This is a genomic window from Erwinia tasmaniensis Et1/99 (assembly GCF_000026185.1).
In the GTDB taxonomy this organism is placed as follows: domain Bacteria; phylum Pseudomonadota; class Gammaproteobacteria; order Enterobacterales; family Enterobacteriaceae; genus Erwinia; species Erwinia tasmaniensis.
Map to the genome: position 1 here is coordinate 2,275,627 of NC_010694.1, position 21,585 is coordinate 2,297,211.

At 54.8% G+C, this 21,585-nt stretch carries 20 protein-coding genes; 2 read left to right on the forward strand and 18 right to left on the reverse strand.

The features are described 5' to 3' along the window. Positions 1-8: 8 nt before the first annotated feature. The 15 genes from hinT to yceD form a co-directional block, all read right to left on the reverse strand. Entirely contained in the window at positions 9-359 is a 351-nt protein-coding gene (gene hinT / locus ETA_RS11160) for a purine nucleoside phosphoramidase (protein WP_012441737.1), read from the reverse strand. Between the two features lie 230 nt (positions 360-589). Continuing rightward, complete coding sequence (gene ptsG, locus ETA_RS11165) at positions 590-2,023, reverse strand: PTS glucose transporter subunit IIBC (protein ID WP_012441738.1); 1,434 nt, start codon at positions 2,021-2,023, stop codon at positions 590-592. 316 nt (positions 2,024-2,339) lie between these two features. Continuing rightward, positions 2,340-3,131, reverse strand: coding sequence for a metal-dependent hydrolase (locus ETA_RS11170; protein WP_012441739.1), 792 nt, complete (start codon positions 3,129-3,131; stop codon positions 2,340-2,342). A gap of 5 nt (positions 3,132-3,136) precedes the next feature. Beyond that, the gene (holB, locus tag ETA_RS11175; RefSeq protein ID WP_012441740.1) at positions 3,137-4,141 is read right to left on the reverse strand and encodes a DNA polymerase III subunit delta'; all 1,005 of its coding nucleotides are present in this window, start codon (positions 4,139-4,141) and stop codon (positions 3,137-3,139) included. Further along, entirely contained in the window at positions 4,138-4,770 is a 633-nt protein-coding gene (tmk, locus tag ETA_RS11180; RefSeq protein ID WP_012441741.1) for a dTMP kinase, read from the reverse strand. The genes holB and tmk overlap by 4 nt, the downstream gene beginning before the upstream one ends. Continuing rightward, positions 4,760-5,785: an endolytic transglycosylase MltG gene (gene mltG / locus ETA_RS11185; protein ID WP_042958980.1), complete on the reverse strand. Its 1,026-nt coding sequence runs from the start codon at positions 5,783-5,785 to the stop codon at positions 4,760-4,762. The genes tmk and mltG overlap by 11 nt, the downstream gene beginning before the upstream one ends. Then, positions 5,778-6,596 carry an aminodeoxychorismate lyase gene (pabC, locus tag ETA_RS11190; RefSeq protein WP_012441743.1) on the reverse strand — a complete coding sequence of 273 codons (819 nt, stop codon included), beginning with the start codon at positions 6,594-6,596 and terminating at the stop codon, positions 5,778-5,780. The genes mltG and pabC overlap by 8 nt, the downstream gene beginning before the upstream one ends. 162 nt (positions 6,597-6,758) lie before the next feature. After that, positions 6,759-8,000: a beta-ketoacyl-ACP synthase II gene (gene fabF, locus ETA_RS11195; RefSeq protein ID WP_012441744.1), complete on the reverse strand. Its 1,242-nt coding sequence runs from the start codon at positions 7,998-8,000 to the stop codon at positions 6,759-6,761. An 88-nt stretch (positions 8,001-8,088) separates the two neighbouring features. Further along, a complete protein-coding gene (acpP, locus tag ETA_RS11200) occupies positions 8,089-8,325 on the reverse strand; it encodes an acyl carrier protein (protein ID WP_004157115.1) in 237 nt (78 codons plus the stop codon). Between the two features lie 154 nt (positions 8,326-8,479). Next, positions 8,480-9,214: a 3-oxoacyl-ACP reductase FabG gene (gene fabG / locus ETA_RS11205; RefSeq protein WP_012441745.1), complete on the reverse strand. Its 735-nt coding sequence runs from the start codon at positions 9,212-9,214 to the stop codon at positions 8,480-8,482. Positions 9,215-9,228: 14 nt separating this feature from the next. Next, positions 9,229-10,158, reverse strand: coding sequence for an ACP S-malonyltransferase (gene fabD / locus ETA_RS11210; RefSeq protein ID WP_012441746.1), 930 nt, complete (start codon positions 10,156-10,158; stop codon positions 9,229-9,231). A gap of 33 nt (positions 10,159-10,191) precedes the next feature. After that, positions 10,192-11,145 carry a beta-ketoacyl-ACP synthase III gene (locus ETA_RS11215; RefSeq protein ID WP_012441747.1) on the reverse strand — a complete coding sequence of 318 codons (954 nt, stop codon included), beginning with the start codon at positions 11,143-11,145 and terminating at the stop codon, positions 10,192-10,194. A 6-nt stretch (positions 11,146-11,151) separates the two neighbouring features. Next, entirely contained in the window at positions 11,152-12,186 is a 1,035-nt protein-coding gene (gene plsX / locus ETA_RS11220; RefSeq protein ID WP_012441748.1) for a phosphate acyltransferase PlsX, read from the reverse strand. Positions 12,187-12,208: 22 nt separating this feature from the next. Continuing rightward, the gene (gene rpmF / locus ETA_RS19300) at positions 12,209-12,379 is read right to left on the reverse strand and encodes a 50S ribosomal protein L32 (protein WP_004157101.1); all 171 of its coding nucleotides are present in this window, start codon (positions 12,377-12,379) and stop codon (positions 12,209-12,211) included. Between the two features lie 14 nt (positions 12,380-12,393). Next, positions 12,394-12,915, reverse strand: coding sequence for a 23S rRNA accumulation protein YceD (yceD, locus tag ETA_RS11230; protein WP_012441749.1), 522 nt, complete (start codon positions 12,913-12,915; stop codon positions 12,394-12,396). A gap of 142 nt (positions 12,916-13,057) precedes the next feature. Here yceD and ETA_RS11235 point away from each other — a divergent pair, with 142 nt between their 5' ends. After that, positions 13,058-13,642 carry a Maf family protein gene (locus ETA_RS11235; protein WP_083772845.1) on the forward strand — a complete coding sequence of 195 codons (585 nt, stop codon included), beginning with the start codon at positions 13,058-13,060 and terminating at the stop codon, positions 13,640-13,642. 35 nt (positions 13,643-13,677) lie between these two features. Here the strand turns inward: ETA_RS11235 and rluC are convergent, their stop codons facing one another. Continuing rightward, the gene (gene rluC, locus ETA_RS11240) at positions 13,678-14,640 is read right to left on the reverse strand and encodes a 23S rRNA pseudouridine(955/2504/2580) synthase RluC (RefSeq protein ID WP_012441751.1); all 963 of its coding nucleotides are present in this window, start codon (positions 14,638-14,640) and stop codon (positions 13,678-13,680) included. 621 nt (positions 14,641-15,261) lie between these two features. Here rluC and rne point away from each other — a divergent pair. Next, positions 15,262-18,672 (forward strand): ribonuclease E, encoded by a 3,411-nt coding sequence (rne, locus tag ETA_RS11245; RefSeq protein WP_012441752.1) that lies wholly within the window; start codon positions 15,262-15,264, stop codon positions 18,670-18,672. Positions 18,673-18,912: 240 nt separating this feature from the next. Here the strand turns inward: rne and flgL are convergent, their stop codons facing one another. Both flgL and flgK read right to left on the reverse strand, forming a co-directional pair. Beyond that, positions 18,913-19,878, reverse strand: coding sequence for a flagellar hook-associated protein FlgL (gene flgL / locus ETA_RS11250; protein ID WP_012441753.1), 966 nt, complete (start codon positions 19,876-19,878; stop codon positions 18,913-18,915). 21 nt (positions 19,879-19,899) lie between these two features. Continuing rightward, positions 19,900-21,555, reverse strand: coding sequence for a flagellar hook-associated protein FlgK (gene flgK / locus ETA_RS11255; protein WP_012441754.1), 1,656 nt, complete (start codon positions 21,553-21,555; stop codon positions 19,900-19,902). Between the last annotated feature and the right edge of the window lie 30 nt (positions 21,556-21,585).

The following is a 21,585-nucleotide window of genomic DNA, read 5'->3' on the forward strand; positions in this document are numbered from 1 at the left end:
GTTAACGTTCAGGATGCCAGCATCGGCCCTAGTGGATGCCCGCCAACAAGGTGCAGATGAATATGGTAAACCTCCTGCCCACCGTGCTTATTACAGTTTATGATCAGGCGGTAACCATCTTCAGCAATGCCCTCATCTTTGGCAATTTTCGCCGCCACGGTGATCATTCTGCCCAGGGCGGCCTCATGGCCGGGCACCACATCGTTTGCCGTCGGGATCAACAGATTGGGTACGACCAGAATATGGGTCGGAGCCTGTGGGGAGATATCGCGAAATGCGGTGACCAGCTCATCCTGATAAACAATATCGGCCGGAATTTCACGACGAATGATTTTACTGAAAATAGTTTCTTCAGCCATGCCTGTTATCCTTTCAGCTGTGAGTTAAGTTCTCGCAGTATGAGCGAGAAAATCGTCTTCTTTCAACCTGCGCGTGAATTTCTTTTTATCATGGCTTGAGCTTTTCTCCGGATTTTCAACATGAAATGGCCCATCGTGCAATTCTTTGCCCCGGCACGTCTCCGTTTTACGCCATTTTAGGCAAAAAAAAGGGGAGCTTACGCTCCCCTCTGATGGTCTTATACGCCGGCTTAATGGCTGCGCATATAGTCGTCCATATCGGTTTTCAGGTTATCGGATTTGGTACCGAAGATAGCCTGAACGCCGGAACCAGCAACCACAACGCCAGCAGCGCCAAGATGCTTCAGGCCCGCCTGATCGACCTTCGCCACGTCTGCCACGCTAACGCGCAGACGGGTGATGCAGGCATCAAGATTGGTAATGTTTTCCTTGCCGCCAAACGCAGCCACCAGGCTGGCGGCCATTTCGCTGGCTGTACCTGCCGCCTGTTCACTGGTGCTATCTTCACGGCCCGGCGTTTTCAGATTCAGCTTAGCGATTAGCACGCGGAAGATGGTGTAGTAAACCAGACCGTAGATCAGGCCCACGACCGGGAACAGCCAGATCTTGCTGCTGTTACCGCTCAATACCACAAAATCAATCAGACCATGTGAGAAGCTGGTTCCGTCACGCATACCCAGCAGAATACAGATTGGGAATGCCAGACCAGCCAGAATGGCGTGAATAGCGTACAGGATCGGTGCCACGAACATGAACGAGAATTCAATCGGTTCGGTGATACCGGTCAGGAAAGCGGTCAGTGCGGCAGAGATCATGATCCCGCCCACTTTGGCACGATTTTCAGGTTTAGCTGAATGCCAGATAGCAATCGCCGCAGCCGGAAGACCGTACATTTTGAACAGGAAGCCGCCGGACAGTTTACCAGCAGTAGGGTCGCCCGCCATATAGCGTGGGATATCGCCGTGGAATACCTGGCCTGCCGCATTGGTGTACTCACCGATCTGCATCTGGAAAGGCACGTTCCAGATATGGTGCAGGCCGAATGGCACCAGCGCACGCTCAACTACACCGTAAATGCCGAATGCCACGACCGGATTTTGATACGCCGCCCACTGGGAGAACGTCTGGATCGCCGTACCTACCGGAGGCCAGATAAACGACAGCACGACGCCGAAGAAAATCGCGGCCAGACCGGAGATAATCGGTACGAAACGTTTACCGGCGAAGAAACCAAGATACTCCGGCAGTTTGATACGGTAGAAGCGGTTAAACATGTAGGCGGCAATCGAGCCGGCGATAATGCCTCCCAGAACCCCGGTATCCGCCAGATGGTGAGCGGCGATATCTTCGGCAGACTGATGCAGTACCAGTGGCGCGACCACGGCCATGGTTTTCACCATAATGCCGTAGGCCACGACCGCAGCCAGTGCTGAAACCCCGTCATTGTTGGTGAAGCCTAACGCTACGCCGATAGCGAAAATGAGCGGCATATTGGCAAACACCGATCCACCCGCCTCTGCCATCACATGAGATACGACCGCAGGCAACCAGGTGAAATTGGCCGATCCAACGCCCAGCAGAATGCCCGCAATCGGCAGTACCGATACGGGCAGCATCAGCGATTTACCGACCTTTTGCAGGTTTGCAAATGCATTTTTGAACATAATGTGAAGCTCCTGAGTATGTGTGCTTTTTTTACGCGTAATGAAATAAAAAACGCTACGCGTGGCAAAGGGGGGAGGACCCTTCGCCGATGGAGCGCTTTGCGCTCTCGGTATTTATTACGAAGCGTAAAATAATTACGCCAAGATTTGTTTGATGGCTATCACGTTTCGTTGAACGCGCGCTATTTTATTATTGCTCGTCGGCTGTAAGTGCGAGTTTTTAACACAAAAAAAAGGGCAGAGCCACGTTTAAGGCGCTGCACTTTACGACTTTTGTCGGTTAATTACGAGATAAAATATTAATTGTGCACCGCGATCAGCTCGTCAGGCGCGACATCGGTACGTGGAAAAGACGCGAGAAGTTTTCCGTGGTCGCACGCGCCATTTCTTCAATCGTCACCCCTTTAACCACCGCCATATATTCCGCCACGTCACGAGTATAGGCAGGCTGATTTTCTTTGCCCCGATGGGGAACTGGCGCGAGATACGGCGAATCAGTTTCCACCAGCATACGGTCAAGCGGCACATAGCGCGCGGCTTCACGGATCTGTTCAGCATTACGGAAGGTAGCAATGCCGGAAAACGAGATATAAAAGCCCATATCCAGCAGCTTCTCCGCCGTCTGGCGATCTTCAGTGAAGCAGTGCAGCACCCCACCGCAGCCTTCAACCTGTTCTTCTTTTAAAATTGCCAGCGTATCCTCACGCGCATCCCGCGTGTGCACTATCACCGGTTTGTTGAGATCGCGGCCAACGCGGATATGCTCGCGGAATGAGGCCTGCTGGCGCAATTTGGTTTCCTTCTGATAGAAGTAGTCCAGCCCGGTTTCCCCCATCGCCACCACGCGGGGATCGGCGGCCAGCTGGCGCAGCTCGGCGAAGTCATACTCCTCCTGCTGTTCAAGCGGATGCACGCCGCAAGAGTAAGCCACGTTCGGCCGGTCGCCAATCAGCTCGACCATCGCCCTATAGCCCGGCAAGGTGGTGGCAACTGCCAGCATAAATTTCACATCGCGCGCCGCCGCTTTCGCCAGCACGTCAGACACATCCTGATGAAGGGTTTCATAATTCAAACCGTCGAGATGACAATGGGAATCAACTAAAAACATAATATTTACTCTTTAAGCTCTGAACCGGAAAATACCGGTTTAATAATGGTTTCCCAGCTTAACAACTGTTCCGTCAGCAACAGCTCGCGGTTGACGGCTACCACCGTTAGCAGTCGATCGCGGCAGACGACCCACTGACGCAAACTGGCATCAAGCGCGCTGGTTGGTAACAGGCTGGCAAGATGGATAACCAATGCCTGCTGGTCAATATTGCCGATAAACTGCCCGCCGCCCTGCTGCCATTTCGCCGCATCCACCAGCAGTGAGCACAACCAGCCGATGCGCCGCGCCACGTCATCATAGTTAAACACCGCCAATAGGCTCATGATATCGCCGGACAGCGCAGCGGGAAGCGCCTGACAGACGCGCAGCCGCTGCTGCCAGTTTTTCTCTTCCAGCAGCGCTAAAGCCGCCGCGGGCGCGCCGGCAGACAGGCGCAGCGCCGCGCTGCGCTCGTTGAGGCTGGCTGAGCAGTGCTTCTGAAGCCACTGCAGGCTTTGCGCCTCGTCGGGCGGGGGCAGGTGCCACAGCAGACAGCGACTGCGTAGCGTGGGCAGCAAACGAGAAGGTTCGCGGCTGCTCAGTAAAAACCAGGTGTTTTTCGGCGGCTCTTCCAGGGTTTTCAACAGTGCATTAGCGGCCGCTTCCGTTAACTGCTGCGCATCCGGCAGCCACACCACCTTCGCGCCGCCCTGCTGCGCATGATGGTAAAGCTTTTCGGTTACGCTCCGTACCGCATCAATACCCAACGCATTTTTGCCCTTTTCCGCTTCCAGCCGATACCAGTCAGGGTGGGTTCCGGCCTGCATCAGCTCACAGGCATGGCACTTTCCGCAGCTTTTCAGCCCTTCAGGTTGGCGGCACATCAGCCAGCGTCCGATACCCCAGATCAGCGCATCATCACCCATACCGGGCAGCGCCTGTATCAGTAACGCATGGTGGCCGCGCTGCGCAACGTGCTGCGCGATAATTTGCTTATAGCTGTGGTTGAGCCACGGATACCAGTTCATCTCTGTTCCTGTAACCACTGGGTCAGGGTTTGTTGCAGAGCCGCCGTCACCTGCTCCAGCGGCCGCGTGGCATCAACGGTTTTGATACGACTGTCGGCCGATGCCAGGGCCAGATAACGTTCGCGCGTGCGGGTGAAGAAGTTGAGCGACTCCTGCTCAATGCGGTCAAGCTCCCCGCGTGCGCGTGCGCGCTGTAAACCTATTTGCGGGGTAACGTCAAGGTACAGCGTCAGATCAGGAGCGAAATCACCCAGTACCGCCTGTTTCAGGCTGTTCATCAGGCCAGCATCCATACCTCGCCCCCCGCCCTGATAGGCCTGTGAAGAGAGATCGTGACGATCTCCGACTACCCATGCGCCACGTGCCAGCGCCGGTTTAATCACGTTTTCCACCAGCTGGACGCGAGCGGCATACAGCATCAACAGCTCAGCGCTGTCCGTGACGCGCTCACCTTCAACGCCCTGCTTGATCAACTCTCGCAGCTTCTCCGCCAGCGGCGTACCGCCCGGCTCGCGGGTAAAAATAATATCGTTAATACCATGGCGCTGTAGTTCACTCACTACCGCTTCTCGCGCGGTGGTTTTCCCTGCCCCTTCCAGGCCCTCGATAACGATAAATTTACTGTTCATGCTTTTCCTTCTGCGCCAGGCGGTAAACCTGTACGGCTTTATTGTGGCTGGCCAAATTCGTGGTAAAGGTATGCCCGCCCTTACCATCGGCGACAAAATAGAGGAAGTCAGTCTTCTCCGGGTGTGCGGCCGCCTGGAGCGATGCCTTGCCCGGCATCGCGATCGGCGCGGGCGGCAGGCCCCCGATGGTATAGGTATTGTAGGCCGAGGGAGTTTCCAGATTTTTACGCGTCAGAACGCCCTGATAGCTGTCCCCCATGCCATAAATCACCGTTGGATCGGTTTGCAGGCGCATCCCCAGCCGTAAACGATTGATAAAGACCGAGGCCACTTTGCCGCGTTCGGTGGCGATCGCAGTCTCTTTCTCAATAATCGACGCCATCGTTAACATATCATTTTTGCTTTTGTACGGCAGATTATCCGTTTTCCCCTGCCATTCGCCGTCAACCTGCTTTTCCATACGATCAAAAGCGCGCTTCAGCAGCGCCACGTCGCTGGTGTTGGCCGTGTAAAGATAGGTGTCTGGATAGAACCAGCCCTCCACACCCTGCTGTTCACCGGTCAGTTTCAGGGCAGCGGCCACGGTAGCCAGTTTGTCATCTGCCAGAGTGTGCTTCAGATAGGGCGCGCTGCGAAGCTGGCTTAGCCACTCCTGCATGCGCGAGCCCTCTACAAAGCGCAGCGGGAACTGGGCTTCTTTGCCGCTCGCCAGCAGCGCCAGCATCTCACGCACGTGCATTTTCGGCGTAAAGCGGTAGGTTCCTGCCTTGAAATTTGCCAGCTCTGGCTCCAGCTTCAGCAGCATACCGAACCACGGGGTACTTCTGATAACATGCTGCGACTCCAGCTCCTTCTCCAGCGCGACACGCCCCGCCCCTGCAGGCAGCGTGAAAATAGTCTCACGATCGATCGTCAAAGGAGACACGGCGAACTGCCGCGTTTGCCAGTAGCCGTAGGCGACAATCAATACCACCGCCGCCAGCAGTGCCAGCACAATCTTTTTACTTTTAGTCATCAATTTTCCCGTCCTTCACCATCGGGTTGAGCAGGTCAAACAGCTGGCGCGAAGCGTAGTGCCACTGTTCAATCTGATTAACCGATAAAACCGGCATCAGCGCATTGGTGATCAGCACTTCTTCTGCCGCTGCTAACGCGTCTATACCGGCACGTACCTCGCTCAGGGTATAACCGAGTTGCGCGACCAGCCGCATCACCTGCTGACGCTGAATACCGTTTACGCCGCTAGCGCTTAAATCTGGGGTAAACACCTGTTTATCCACGCGCCAGAATAAATTAGCCGCACAGCATTCCACCAGCATGCCGTCACTGTCAAGCACCAGCGCCTCATCGGCATCGGTCTGCTCAAGCTCCGTGCGGATCAACACCTGCTCAAGGCGATTAAGATGTTTAATGCCCGCCAGATGTGGGTTTTTCCCCAGCCGCACCGAACTTAATGCCAGCCGGACACCGCTCCGGCGCAGCTGATGATAGTGGGCCGGGTAGGTGGACAAAGAGATGATACGAGTGGGCTTTTCACATCCCTGTGCGCTGTAACCACGCCCGCCGCTGCCGCGGGTGAGAATGACTTTTAACACACCTTCGTAGCCGTTGGATGCGGCCAGGATCATCTCTGCTTCCAGCGCAGGCCAGTCGACTCCCTTTATCATCAGCCGTTCACAGCCCTGCTGCAAACGCTGTAAATGTGCCGCCAGACGCTGAATAAAACCCTGCTGGACACGCGCCGTTGTAAAGCAGCCGTCACCGAACTGGACGGCGCGATCGCGGACTTCGACAGTGTCCCGCACTTCACCGTTGACCCATATCATGCTGACTCTCCGTTAGCTTATACCTTGTCAGATTACCCACCTGGCGCGCTGGCAGCATCTGATTTTGTCGCATAACGTTCGGCGCTGGTGATACGAACGCCTCCCGACTAGCCTAAAAAAAAGGCCCGCATCTGCGGGCCTTACAATCAGGCAGGACAATACTCAGACTTTTCGGAAGATCAGTGAACCGTTAGTTCCACCGAAACCGAAGGAGTTACAGAGTACGTACTCCAGGCCCTTTGTCTGGCGTGCGGTGTGCGGCACAAAGTCCAGATCACAACCTTCATCCGGATTATCCAGATTGATGGTCGGTGGGACCACCTGGTCGCGAAGCGCGAGGATGCTGAAGATCGACTCAACCGCGCCCGCCGCCCCTAACAGGTGACCGGTCATAGATTTGGTCGAACTCACCATCACGCGGCGTGCATCAGCGCCAAACACGGATTTCACCGCCTGCGCTTCGGCTTTATCTCCGGCAGGCGTTGAGGTGCCGTGCGCGTTGATATAGCCAATTTTCTCTGCGGATAGCTGCGCATCTTTCAATGCGTTAACGACCGCGAGCGCCGCTCCGGCACCGTTTTCCGGTGGAGAAGTCATGTGATAGGCATCGCTGCTCATACCGAAGCCGACAACTTCGGCATAGATTTTCGCACCACGCTTTTTCGCATGCTCATACTCTTCCAACACCACGACGCCCGCACCGTCACCCAGCACGAAGCCGTCACGATCTTTATCCCACGGACGGCTGGCCGCCTGCGGATTGTCGTTACGGGTAGAAAGTGCACGGGCTGCGCCGAAACCGCCAACGCCTAGCGGCGTACTGCCTTTTTCTGCACCGCCTGCCAGCATGACGTCAGCATCGTTATAGGCGATAATGCGTGCCGCATGGCCTATATTGTGAACGCCAGAGGTACAGGCAGTCGCAATGGAAATACTCGGACCTTTCATGCCAAACATGATGGTCAGATGCCCGGCAACCATATTAACAATGGTTGAGGGAACGAAGAACGGACTAATTTTACGCGGGCCACCGTTCACCAGCGAGGTGTGGTTTTCTTCGATCAGGCCAAGACCGCCGATACCAGAGCCAATAGCGGCACCAATACGGCTAGCGTTCTCTTCGGTAATTTCCAGGCCGGAATCCTGCATGGCCTGAATGCCAGCGACAATTCCATATTGAATGAAGGCATCCATCTTGCGCTGATCTTTGCGCGAGATGAAGTCATCACAATTAAAATCCTTTACTAAGCCAGCAAAACGCGTTGCGTAGGCACTAGTATCAAAATGGTCGATCGGGCTGATGCCACTCTGACCGGCAACAAGAGCATTCCAGGTAGACTCTACGGTATTGCCGACAGGAGACAACATGCCAAGACCAGTCACAACTACACGACGCTTAGACACGTTCGTCCTCCAGGGAGGGAAAGATTGACACTATGTGGGACTTTCAGATAAAACTCAGGCGGTCGAATGACCGCCTGGAGATGCTCACTTATGCCTGGTGACCATTGATGTAATCAATAGCAGCCTGAACGGTAGTGATTTTCTCAGCTTCTTCATCCGGAATCTCGGTATCGAACTCTTCTTCCAGAGCCATTACCAGCTCAACGGTATCAAGAGAATCAGCGCCCAGATCTTCCACAAAAGAGGCAGTATTAACAACTTCTTCCTGCTTAACGCCCAGCTGCTCGCCAATGATTTTCTTAACGCGTTCTTCGATAGTGCTCATACTATTAAATTTCCTATCAAAACTCGCTTTCGCGATGGTTTTCGTAGTGTATAAAATGTTGAAAAAGATGCAACTCAATCCCGGTCGGTCCAACCACGATTTTACGCTATTTTGCGGCTTTTGCCCTAAACAACGCAAATCATTTTCGTGATTATCAGACCATATACATTCCGCCATTGACGTGCAGCGTTTCACCAGTGATGTACGCTGCCTCGTCAGAGGCTAAAAATGCAACAGCATTGGCGATTTCCTGCGCGCCGCCGAGGCGACCTGCAGGAACTTCCGCCAGAATGCCCGCACGCTGATCTTCGCTCAACGCACGCGTCATGTCGGTTTCAATAAAACCAGGTGCCACAACGTTAACGGTAATGCCACGGGACGCAATTTCACGTGCCAGTGACTTGCTGAAGCCAATCAAACCCGCTTTTGCTGCCGCGTAATTTGCCTGACCCGCATTACCCATTGTTCCAACTACGGAGCCAATGGTAATAATTCGACCCGCGCGTTTTTTCATCATTGCTCGCATTACCGCTTTAGACAAGCGGAATACGGAAGTCAGATTGGTGTCCAGAATATCCAGCCACTCATCATCCTTCATACGCATCAGAAGATTATCACGCGTGATGCCTGCATTATTGACTAAAATGTCCACTTCGCCAAACTCGCTGCGAATATTTTCCAACACGCTCTCAATAGAAGCAGCGTCGGTGACGTTCAGCAGCAGGCCTTTACCGTTATCACCCAGATAACTGCTGATGGCATCAGCGCCGCTTTGGCTGGTCGCGGTGCCCACCACTTTCGCACCGCGCGCGACCAGGGTTTCTGCTATTGCACGCCCAATGCCGCGACTTGCACCGGTAACCAGCGCGATTTTTCCTTCGAAGCTCATGTTATCTCTCCGTGTTACTGTTCAAGCGCTGCTGACAGGCTGGCCTGGTCATTTACCGCCGCCGCCGTCAGAGTGTCAACAATACGCTTAGTCAGTCCGGTCAACACTTTCCCCGGACCTGCTTCCAACAGGGAAGTGACGCCCTGCTGTGCAATAAATTCGACGCTTTCCGTCCAGCGCACCGGACTATAAAGCTGGCGTACTAAGGCGCTGCGAATGGCTTCAGGCGCGCTTTCAACCTTCACGTCAACATTGTTGACTACCGGGAAGGTCGGCGCACTGAACGTCAGCTGTTCCAGGGCAATCGCCAGTTTATCCGCAGCGGGCTTCATCAGCGCGCAGTGGGACGGCACGCTGACCGGCAGCGGTAACGCACGCTTGGCACCGGCAGCTTTACAGGCCGCACCCGCACGCTCAACGGCTTCTTTGTTACCGGCAATCACCACCTGACCCGGCGAGTTGAAATTGACCGGCGACACCACCTGCCCCTGAGCAGATTCTTCACAGGCTTTGGCAATTGACACATCATCCAGACCAATAATCGCCTGCATAGCGCCAGTACCTTCTGGTACAGCCTCCTGCATCAGCTTGCCGCGCAGCTCAACCAGTTTGATCGCATCCGTAAACGCAATGACTCCGGCACAAACCAGCGCACTGTACTCACCCAGGCTATGGCCTGCAAGCATTGAAGGCGCTTTTCCGCCTTTTTCCTGCCAAACGCGGAAAATGGCAACAGATGCAGCCAGTAATGCAGGCTGCGTTTGCCAGGTTTTGTTTAATTCTTCAGCAGGACCTTGCTGCACCAGCTGCCAGAGGTCATAGCCCAGGGCATCGGAGGCTTCGCGGAAGGTTTTCTCCACCAGGGGATTCGCGGCTGCCAAATCGGCCAGCATACCCAACGTTTGCGAGCCCTGTCCGGGGAATACCATTGCAAATTGCGTCATTGTTATTTCCTGTTAATCGCCATTACTTTTTCATCAAAAGCGAACCAGTGCTGAACCCCAGGTAAATCCGCCACCAAAGGCTTCCAGCAGAACCAGCTGACCGCGTTGGATACGACCATCGCGTACTGCCTCATCCAGCGCCGTGGGAACCGACGCCGCAGACGTATTACCGTGGCGGTCAAGCGTCACGACAACTTTGTCCATATCCATACCCAACTTGCGGGCGGTAGCGTTGATAATGCGCAGATTAGCCTGATGAGGCACGAGCCAGTCAATGGCGGCGCGATCAAGATTATTCGCCTGAAGGGTTTCTTCGACGATATGGGCCAGTTCGGTCACGGCAACTTTGAACACTTCGTTACCGGCCATCGTGACGTAGGAAGGATTTTCCTGATTCTCGCGATCCTGGTTAGGCAGGGTCAGCAGCTGGCCATAGCGACCGTCCGCATGCAGGTGGGTAGAAATAATGCCCTGCTCTTCGCTGGCTTCCAGCACCACGGCGCCGGCACCATCGCCAAACAGGATAATCGTGCCGCGATCGTTTGGATCGAGCATACGTGCCAGCACGTCAGCACCTATCACCAACGCATTTTTCACCACACCATTTTTGATGTACTGATCGGCCACGCTTAACGCATATGTAAAGCCAGCACAGGCTGCTGCCAGGTCGAAAGAAGCCGCGTCATCAATTTCCAGCATCTGCTGGATCATGCAGGCTGAGCTTGGAAAAGCGTGACTGGATGAGGTCGTGGCAACAACGATAAGACCTATATCGTTTTTATCGATACCGGACATTTCCAGCGCACGGCTGGCCGCCTGAAAGCCCATGGTTGCCACGGTTTCATCCGGGCCGGCGATGCGACGTTCACGAATACCGGTACGAGTTACGATCCACTCGTCCGACGTATCCACCATTTTTTCCAGATCGGCGTTACTCCGCACCTGTTCGGGCAAATAGCTGCCCGTACCGATAATCTTCGAATACATGTTCGCTCAGTCACTCTTAGGTAATACAGCTTCAAGGCGCGCAGCAATTCGCTGAGGAATTTGCCGCTGCACCGCCTGCTCTGCCTGTTGGATCGCCACGGTAAATGCGCGTTGATTAGCCGCACCATGGCTTTTAATCACGGTGCCGCGCAATCCTAACAGACAAGCGCCATTATACTGGTCAGGGTTGAGATGACCGAATTTCTTTGCCAGACGCTTCTGTAAAATACGCCCCAGCAATCTCAGCCACCAGGCCTTCTTTTTACCTTCGCCCTGTGATTTCAACAGCGAAAGAAACATTCTCACCACGCCTTCCATGGTTTTCAGCGTGACGTTACCCACAAAACCATCGCAAACCAAGACATCAGTTTTACCGGTAAGAAGATCGTTGCCCTCAAGATAGCCAATAAAGTTAATTTCCGCTGCAGCACGCAGTATCGCGGCAGCATCACGGATTGACGTTAACCCTTTGCTATCCTCCTGACCAATGTTGATCAGTGCAACGCGGGGGCGGCTGATGGCCAGCACTTCTTCGGCCACCACGGCTCCCATCACCGCAAACTGCACCAGCATGGCACTGTCTGAGTCCACGTTAGCGCCTAAATCCAGCACCACGGTTTTCCCGTGCTGCTGATGCGGCAAAACGGTCATCAACGCCGGGCGGTCGATGCCGTCCAGCGGTTTTAGTAATAATTTTGCCAGCCCCATTAGCGCACCGGTATTACCCGCGCTGATGCAGGCCTGCGCATGGCCTTCTTTTACCTGTTCCAGCGCGATGCGCATGGAGGTTCCGCGACTGGCGCGGATCGCTTGTGAAGGCCTGGCATCACTGGCAATAACTGACTCTGCTGCAATGATCTGCAGTCGTGCCCTTAGGGCTGAATCCGCTGTGGCGAGTGATGACGTGATGATGTCGGGATCGCCGACCAGAAGAAGATGCAGATGCGGGTTGGATTCCAGTGCCTGCAATGATGCAGGCACCGTCACACAGGGACCGAAGTCCCCGCCCATGGCATCTATCGCCAGGGTCAAACGTGTCAAAATAGCTCCGCGAACCGCGAAATTACTTAACGATGACCTTGCGACCGCGGTAGTAACCATCCGCAGTGATGTGGTGACGCAGATGAGTTTCGCCAGAAACTTTATCTACGGAAAGAGCTGCAGTGGTCAGAGAGTCGTGTGAACGACGCATGCCACGCTTGGAACGGGTTGGTTTATTCTGTTGTACGGCCATGGACCTTACTCCTATTACTTATGCTTTAAACTGGCTAATACGGCAAATGGATTTGGCTTTTCTGCCTCTGCAGGCAGTTTGCCAAAGACCATGTCCGCCTCGGACACTTCACAGTGTTCAGAATCATGCACCGGAACGACAGGCAGGGCGAGGATGATTTCATCTTCCACCATAGCCAGCAGATCGGTTTCGCCAAACTCGTTGACGTCGATCGGCTCGTACGCTTCCGGCAGTGCTTCGGCCTGCTCGTCGGTGACGACCGGGCTGAAACAGTACGATACGTGGACGTGTTGCGGAAAGTTCTTGTTGCAGCGCTGGCAGCACAACGTCAAAGAAACTTCGGCCGTACCTTTCAGTACTGCCAGACGCTGTTCGTCAATCGCGAACGACATGACACATTCTACATCACTGTCCACACTCACTACCGATTCGGCAATCCGCTCAACCTGTTCAGGGGTGTAGACACCCTGGTAGTCCAGGCGTTTTTGAGCGGTACGAACCGCATCGAGAGTCAGGGGTAATTTTACCTTTTGCATAGGGCGCGCATATTAACTTTGTAACGACATAGAGTCAAAGAAAAAGGCCGTAATACGACATCTTTCACCCATTATTCGCATCCAGTGCGGCGCATAGTTTAAGATGCCTGACACTGATTCGCTATCTATTCCGAAAAAAAATATGCGACAACTGGTCTTAGCCTCCACATCAAGCTATCGCAAAAACCTGTTAAGCAAACTGCAGCTGCCTTTTATCAGCGCCGCGCCCAACGCTGACGAAACGCCCAGGGAGGGGGAGTCTGCTACCGAGCTGGTCATGCGTCTGGCAGCTGCTAAAGCAGAGGCGCTGGCAACGGACTTCCCGAACCACCTTATTATCGGTGCCGATCAGGTATGTGTCCTCGATGGTAAGATTTGCGGTAAGCCGCACTCTGACGCTAACGCCCGTGCCCAGCTGCGCGCTGCAAGCGGCCACAGCGTGGTGTTTTACACTGGTCTGGCGCTGTTTGACAGTAGCAACGCCAGTTTGCAGGTATTATGTGAGCCATTCAGCGTCCACTTCCGCACGTTGAGCGACGAAGAAATAGCAGAATACGTGCGTCAAGAGCAGCCGCTGGACTGCGCGGGCAGTTTTAAAAGTGAGGGGTTGGGCATTGCGCTGTTCGACCGTCTGTCGGGGCGGGACCCGAATACGCTGGTCGGGCTGCCGCTGATCGCGCTGGCTGAGATGCTCAGGAACGCCGGAGTCAATCCGCTGGCAGTCTGACTGGGCGGGACGACAGCGCGACGTCCCGTTTAGCGTTAGCCGGTGAGAGTGGTTTTGCGCAGTAGTGTAAGGCACCGCTTCAGCTGCTCGTCAAGCGGCGCTTCTACGCGCATGACCTCTCCGGTGTTTGGGTGGGTAAAACGCAGCGCGGCGGCGTGTAGAAACAGGCGCTTGAGCCCGGTGCCGCTAAGCTGCTGGTCAAACTCCGCCTCGCCGTAACGATCGTCAAAGGCTATCGGATGTCCGGCATGCAGTGTGTGCACACGGATTTGATGCGTGCGTCCGGTTACCGGGCTGGCTTTGACCAACGTAGCGATAGCGTAGCGCTCCTCCACTTTAAACAGCGTTTCAGACGGCTTGCCTTCGCTACTGACCTTCACTACGCGCTCGCCGCTTTGTAAAATATTTTTCAGCAGCGGCGCACGTACGGCCTTCACATGCGAGGGCCACTGGCCGCGCACCAGCGCCAAATAGTCTTTCTGCATTCCCTTTTCGCGCAATTGCTCATGGAGCGAACGCAACGCGGAACGTTTCTTTGCCACCAGCAAAATGCCCGAGGTATCACGATCGAGACGGTGCACCAGTTCAAGAAAACGTGCGTCAGGACGCAGGGCTCGAAGCCCTTCAATTACCCCAAAGCTCAGTCCACTGCCGCCGTGAACCGCCGTGCCGGAAGGCTTATTCATCACCAGAAGATAATCATCCTCATAGATGATGGCGGCTTCCAGCGCGGCAACTTTGGCCAGCTTAGGCGAAACGTTGTCGTCTTCGCGCTCAGCCACGCGCACCGGAGGGATGCGGATTTCATCCCCGGCTTCCAGTTTATATTCTGGCTTAATTCGCTTTTTGTTCACCCGCACTTCGCCCTTACGCAAAATGCGATAAATCATACTTTTCGGCACCCCTTTTAACTGGGTGCGTAAAAAGTTATCGATACGTTGCCCCGCTTCATCGGCGGAGATGGCTATAAAATGTACGGCTGGAGTATTGGTTTTCATGGTTGGCGATTCTAAATAGTGCGCTGTGATAGCGCCACCTCTTTTTATGTGCTTAACTGACTAAGACGGTTATCGCCATCTGGCTATGAGCGGTTTTTAGACGATTTGCTGAAAAGCACTGCAGTTCGCTCTGAAAGCCGCAATAAACTTGGATGAGCGTATAAAGTCACCTTGCGATTACCTACTTAGCGGTGGGATAATGTTTGCGTTTTTTGACGCTAAACTTGTTAACGCAAGGGAATAAATAGCGTAAGCCCCAAGACTTTCGTCGAGCTGCAAAACGGCAGACGAAAACGACAGGGTGTAATAAGAAATTTTGCCGGATAGCCCATACACGCAGCAATGGCGTAAGACGTATTGTGCAATCAGGCATTTAGCGGGCTGCGGGTTGCAGCCTGGACGATAAAGCGGGATTGGTTCAGCGGTAGGTTACTGGCGGTCCCCCTCCAAAGCGCTGTTTTTCCATATGTAAAACAGGCTACCGAGTATTTGCACCCCTTGAGCTGGCGACAACCGGGAGGTTGACGGCTTGCGATGAGACACGGGGTCATCGGTTTTTCACGTCCAGCGTTACTTTGCCCGTAGCTTTGTCAATAATGTAAGAATAATGAGTAAGTTACGATGAAAAGAATGTTAATAAACGCAACTCAGCAAGAAGAGTTGCGTGTTGCCCTTGTCGATGGACAGCGCCTGTACGACCTGGATATAGAAAGTCCCGGGCACGAGCAGAAAAAAGCCAACATCTATAAAGGTAAGATCACCCGTATTGAACCCAGCCTTGAAGCCGCATTCGTTGACTACGGTGCTGAAAGACACGGTTTCCTGCCTCTGAAAGAGATTTCCCGCGAATACTTCCCCTCTAATTATAATTCTCACGGTCGTCCAAACATTAAAGACGTTCTGCGTGAAGGCCAGGAAGTCATTGTTCAGATCGATAAAGAAGAACGCGGCAATAAAGGCGCTGCGCTGACCACCTTTATCAGCCTGGCGGGAAGTTATCTGGTTCTGATGCCAAACAACCCGCGTGCTGGCGGTATTTCTCGCCGCATTGAGGGCGATGACCGTACCGAACTGAAAGAAGCGCTCTCTTCACTTGAACTGCCGGACGGCATGGGCCTAATCGTCCGCACCGCTGGCGTGGGCAAATCTGCGGAAGCGCTGCAGTGGGATTTAGGTTTTCGTATCAAGCACTGGGAAGCGATCAAGAAAGCCGCTGACAGCCGCCCTGCTCCATTCCTGATCCACCAGGAAAGTAACGTCATTGTGCGTGCCTTCCGCGACTATCTACGTCAGGACATCGGCGAAATTCTCATCGATAACCCGAAAGTACTGGAGCTGGCTCGCCAGCATATCGCCGCATTGGGTCGTCCGGATTTCAGCAGCAAAATTAAGCTCTACACCGGTGAAATTCCGCTGTTCAGCCATTATCAAATCGAATCACAGATCGAATCCGCCTTCCAGCGCGAAGTGCGCCTGCCTTCAGGCGGGTCAATCGTTATCGACACGACCGAAGCGCTGACGGCTATTGATATCAACTCCGCCCGCGCGACTCGCGGCGGCGACATCGAAGAGACGGCATTCAACACGAACCTTGAAGCCGCCGATGAGATAGCCCGCCAGCTGCGTTTGCGTGACCTCGGCGGCCTGATTGTTATCGACTTTATCGACATGACTCCGGTTCGTCACCAGCGTGCGGTTGAAAATCGTCTGCGCGAAGCGGTACGTCAGGATCGCGCACGCATCCAGATCAGCCATATTTCGCGCTTCGGCCTGCTGGAAATGTCGCGCCAGCGTCTTAGCCCGTCACTGGGTGAGTCCAGCCATCACGTCTGCCCGCGCTGTAGCGGCACAGGCACTATCCGTGATAACGAATCGCTGTCGCTCTCTATTCTGCGTCTGATTGAAGAAGAAGCGCTGAAGGAGAACACCAAAGAGGTTCATGCCATCGTACCGGTTCAGGTTGCTTCCTACCTGCTGAACGAGAAGCGTGATGCGGTTAGCGCGATTGAAAAACGCCAGGGCGGCGTGCGTGCAATTATCGTACCCAACGATAACATGCAAACTCCGCACTACTCGGTACTGCGCGTACGCAGCGGTGAAGAGACCCAGACGTTAAGCTACCACCTGCCGAAACTGCACGAAGCCGAAATGGCGCTGCCCTCCGAAGAGGAACACGCCGAGCGCAAACGTCCAGAGCAGCCTGCTCTTGCCGCGTTCGTGATGCCGGAAGCACCGCCTGCGCCGCAGGAAGCCGCGCCTGAAAAAACCGCACCGAAAGCTGTGGTCAAATCGCAGGCTCCTGCTGCTGCCCAGCCGGGACTGATTAGTCGTCTTGTTAGCGGATTGAAGAAGCTTTTCGCCGCGCCGGAAAAATCAGCCGAACAGCCTGAGCAGCTGGTAGTTGAAGAGAAGATCGCTGCATCCTCTGCCCCGCGCGGAGAGCGCCGCAACAATCGCCGTCAGAATAACCGCCGTGACCGTAACGGTGAACGCACCGAGCGAAACGCTGACCGCGGTGAACGTAATGACCGCAATGCGGATCGTAACGAGCGAGGTGCCGAACGCAACACCGATCGTAACGAGCGAAGCGCCGAGCGCAACACCGATCGTAACGAGCGGAGTAACGAACGTAACGAACGCGCGCCGCGTGAACGTAACAATGAAGCACGCGAAGGTCGTGACGACAATCGTCGTAACAACAACCGCCGCAACGGTCAGCAGACGGATGCGCGTAGTGAGCGCATGGTGCCGGACGAGTTTGAGCGCAGCGAAACCGCCCAGACACGCCAGCCGCGTCAGGAGCGTCAGCGCCGTCGCCCTGGTCAAAACCAGGAAGAAAAAAGCACGCAACTTCAGGAACAAAAGGTTGCTGAGCCGGTCATCGAAAGCGTACAGACTACGGAAGAGCAGGAAGACAGCCAGCAGGTCATGCCGCGCCGTAAACAGCGCCAGCTGAACCAGAAAGTGCGTATCGAAACGGCTGAACAAACCGCAGCGCGTTCATTCGAACCACAAGAGAGCGCACCCGTTGCCGCTCCTGTGGTTGCCCAGCCTGCGGTTGAAACGGATGAGCAGGATGAGCGCGATGGCAACAATATGCCTCGTCGTTCACGCCGCTCTCCACGTCACCTGCGCGTGAGTGGCCAACGCCGCCGCCGTTACCGTGACGAGCGTTATCCGACACAGTCACCCATGCCGCTGGCTCACGCCGCCGCATCGCCGGAATCGGCGTCAGGTAAAGTGTGGATATCCTATCCGGTATCACAGGTTAGCGATCATGAAACGCATGAAGATCCGCCGCACTCAGTAGTGCCTGCCTACGGTCATGCTGATATCGCCCCGTCAGGAGCGATTGAATCCGCCCCCGCGGTGGCCAGCGTCGCTGAACGTGCTGCCGCGCCGTCTGTGGCTGCGGATGTTGCCCCTGCCCCTGAGATTCAGGCTGCTCCGGCCGCTGCTGTGCAGGCGGAGTCGGTACAAATTGCCGAACCACAGCCAGAAAATCAGCCGGAAATCACCCCGGTAGAGACTGAAGAAACCGCCGCTATTGATGCCCCCGTAGACCAGCAGCCCGCGGTGATCTCCGCAGCTGATGATGCGGTAGCGGCAGAAACGGCAGCCCAAGCCGTTCCGGCTCAGGAAGTTCAGCCGGAAGCCGCCGAAGCTCAGGTCGATGAAGTGCAGGACGTTTCCGCACCGCTGGTGGCTGAAGCCAGTGCCGAGGTTAAGCAGCATCACGCCTTAACGGACGAGCCGGTAGTCTCTGCGGAACACCCTTCCGTGGCTGACGATGCGCCTGCTCCGGTTGCGGCTCGCGCCGAGACTGTTACCGTTGCAGAGGCCCCAGAACAGGCCGGCCGCTATAAGCATCATGCTACGGCACCGATGACGAAAGCGCCTGCTCCGGATTACCAGCCGGAAGCATCGCGCCAAAGCGACTGGGTACGCCCGGACTTCAATTTTGAGGGTAAAGGTTCGGCAGGCGGTCACGCCGCAACACAACAGGCGACGGCTCCGGCAACCCGCCCGTAAAAACCTGAGTGAACGTTATGCAAGCCCCGGCCTTCTGGTCGGGGCTTTTTTTATGCCTTTGATGCGCCGGACCGTACCGACATAAGCATCATGACAGCTTCCAGCGCTACGTTTAGGGCTTGATGATCCGATCGCAGCATATCGTCGTCGCAGAAAAACGATCAAAAAAAACCGCTGCCGTCAAAGAACTGACGGCAGCGGCTGAAATAAACGCCCGGGTACAGGGCGCGTTCAAAGCAATTAAGAATTGAGGCTAAACAGCGACAGTTTCGACATTTGCTGGAATACGGTATAGGAAGCCTTCAGGGCCGCCTGCTGCATGGTATAGCTGGAGATAGCCTCAGCCGTATCCACTCCGATCAGTGAGTTCATCTGCGTTTTTAGATTAAGCGTAGTGTCACCGCTTTTCGAATCGAGGTTGCTCAATTCCTGAAGGTTAGTACCGATTTCGGAACGTACGCTGGAAACATTGTTTAGAGCGTTGCTCAGCCCACGGTTCGTTTTAGCAATATTGGCGCTTTCCAGATCGATTTTGCTCTGATCCGCACCGGACAGAGGCTCTTTGAGTGATTTTATCGCCGTATCCAGAATTGAAAAGATATTGCTCTCTCCATCTTTGCCATCAGGCTCCTTAGTCGCACTGCTGGTCAGGTTATCAAAGACCTGCTTTCCGGTGTGGTTAGTGACCAGCGTTCGGCTGGAATCCACTTTCTGCGTGATCGGTACAGTACCGCCAGTGTAAGTGGTGTTCCCTGATGCATCGGTGGTAAACGGCGCTTTATCACTCTGATAACCGGCGAAGGTATAACGGCCATTGCCGTCGGTGCTGTTGGCCAGGTTCAGCAGCTGGGCACGGACCCCTTCCAGCTGAGTCGCATAAGAAGAGCGATCGGCGTCGGAAAGCGTACCATTCGCGGCGGCCACGATCGTGGTCTGCGCGCTGATAATGACATCCGCCACCTGTTTCAGCGTGGTCTCTTCGGTCGACTGACTTTGGGTGGCGAAAATACGCGCGGTATCATACTGCGATGTCTCCGCCTGAGCCTGCGAGACCACCACGGCCTGAGCCGCAGCGACCGGATCGTCAGAAGGCTTGTTAACGCGGTTTCCGGTTGTCATCTCATTGCCTGCCTTCAACCAGCTGCTGTTAGCACTCTGGATGCCCTGCATCTGCTGGTCATAGATCATGCCGGTACTAAGTCGCATGGGTTAATTCCTCTTCAAAAATCAGCCAACCGCCGTCAGCAGCGACTGGAAAATGGTGGAAGCCGTCTGCAATACCTTAGCATTCGCCATGTAGTACTGCTGATAGCGTGCCAGGTTGGAATACTCTTCGTCAAGGTTGACGCCGGAAACCGACTGCTGCTGCTTGGTAAGCTGTGTCACCACCGCCGTTTGCGTTGTGCTGGTGGTTTCCAGCGTGCTGGTTTTATTTCCCACGTCCGCGACCAGGCCGGCATAAGCCTGGGTCAGGGTGCTGGTCCCGTTAATCAGACTTTTCGTTTGCAGAGCCAACAGTGATTTGACGTTTTCATTGTTGCTGGCGCCACCGGTTGAACCGGCCGTGGCCAGCTTGGCCTCATCGGTAATATTTACGCTCATACCGGAGATCACGTTGGTCACCGGTTTGATGGTGTAGCTGTCATCGTTTTGCAAGGTGCCGCTGGCACCTACGGTTATCGTCAGGCCGTCAAACTTCACGGTGCCCGGCGTGCTGGCATCAACATCCTTGACCTGGGCATTATCCGACAGGCGAACCACGTTCCAGCTGCCGCCGTCCCAGGTCATTTTATAGTTGGATGCCTTGACGTTGTCGATTTTGTCGGCGTCATACGCCACCGTCAGACTGGCATCACCTTTATTGTTGCCGTTGGACGTTGCTACCGGGCTGCCGAGATTGAAAAAGGCTTCGCCTTTGTCGCCATTACTGTCCAGCCCGGCTTCATGCTGAGTATTAAAGCTGCTGCCCAGCGCCAGCGCCAGCTGACCAACCTGGTTACGCACCCCGTCAAGATCCTTACGGAACGCCAGAAGGCCGCCGAGTGACCCCGTGGTGACAAGGGATTCCGGCAGTTCTGTTTTCGCCCCGGTCACGGAGTCGACGCTGGCGATAGTCGTTCGGCCCGGATCGGCGCTGGAAGGAACGGCGGCCAGCTGATTGTAGCTATCGCCCTGTACCAGAGAGATACCGTTGCCAACGCTGATATTAAAACTGCCGCCATCCTGCTGGCTGACGTTAACCCCCACCAGCTTATTGAGTTGGCTAACCAGCTGATCGCGCTGGTCGAGCAGGTCGTTCGGCTCATTACCAGCACCCACACCTTTCAGCTTGGTGATCTGTTGGTTAACGTTGGCGATCTGTTTGGCGTAGTTATTAACCTGATCGACCGTTGATTTGACCGAAACGTTCAGGCTGTTATCAAGGTTAGTTAAGTAGGTATCGGTCACTTTCAGCTGATTCACCAGCCCTTCAGCTTTGCCCAGTACCGCCTGACGAGAGGATGAATCACCGGCATTACTGGACAGCGTCTGCAACGATTTGAAAAAGTCCTGAATATTGGTCGACAGGGTATTGGTGGTACCAGACAGCATATCGTCGATATTGGACATCTGACCGGCCTGCGTGCTGATGGCACTGGACTGGGTACTGGCAGCTAACAGCTGTTTGCTGATGAACTGGTCGTACTCACGATAAACGTTGGAAACCGACGCACCGTTGCCATAGTAATTACTGCCGCTCAGCGTGCTGGAATTCTGGGCCAGCACCGTCGTCTGACGTGAGTAACCGGTAACGGCATAGTTGGTGATGTTGTTACTGGTGGTATTCAGCGCTGCCGAAGCGGCGTTCAATCCGGTCATCGCGGTATTAATTAAGTTTGCCATGTCGGCTCCTTGTTAACCGGCAACTGCTGC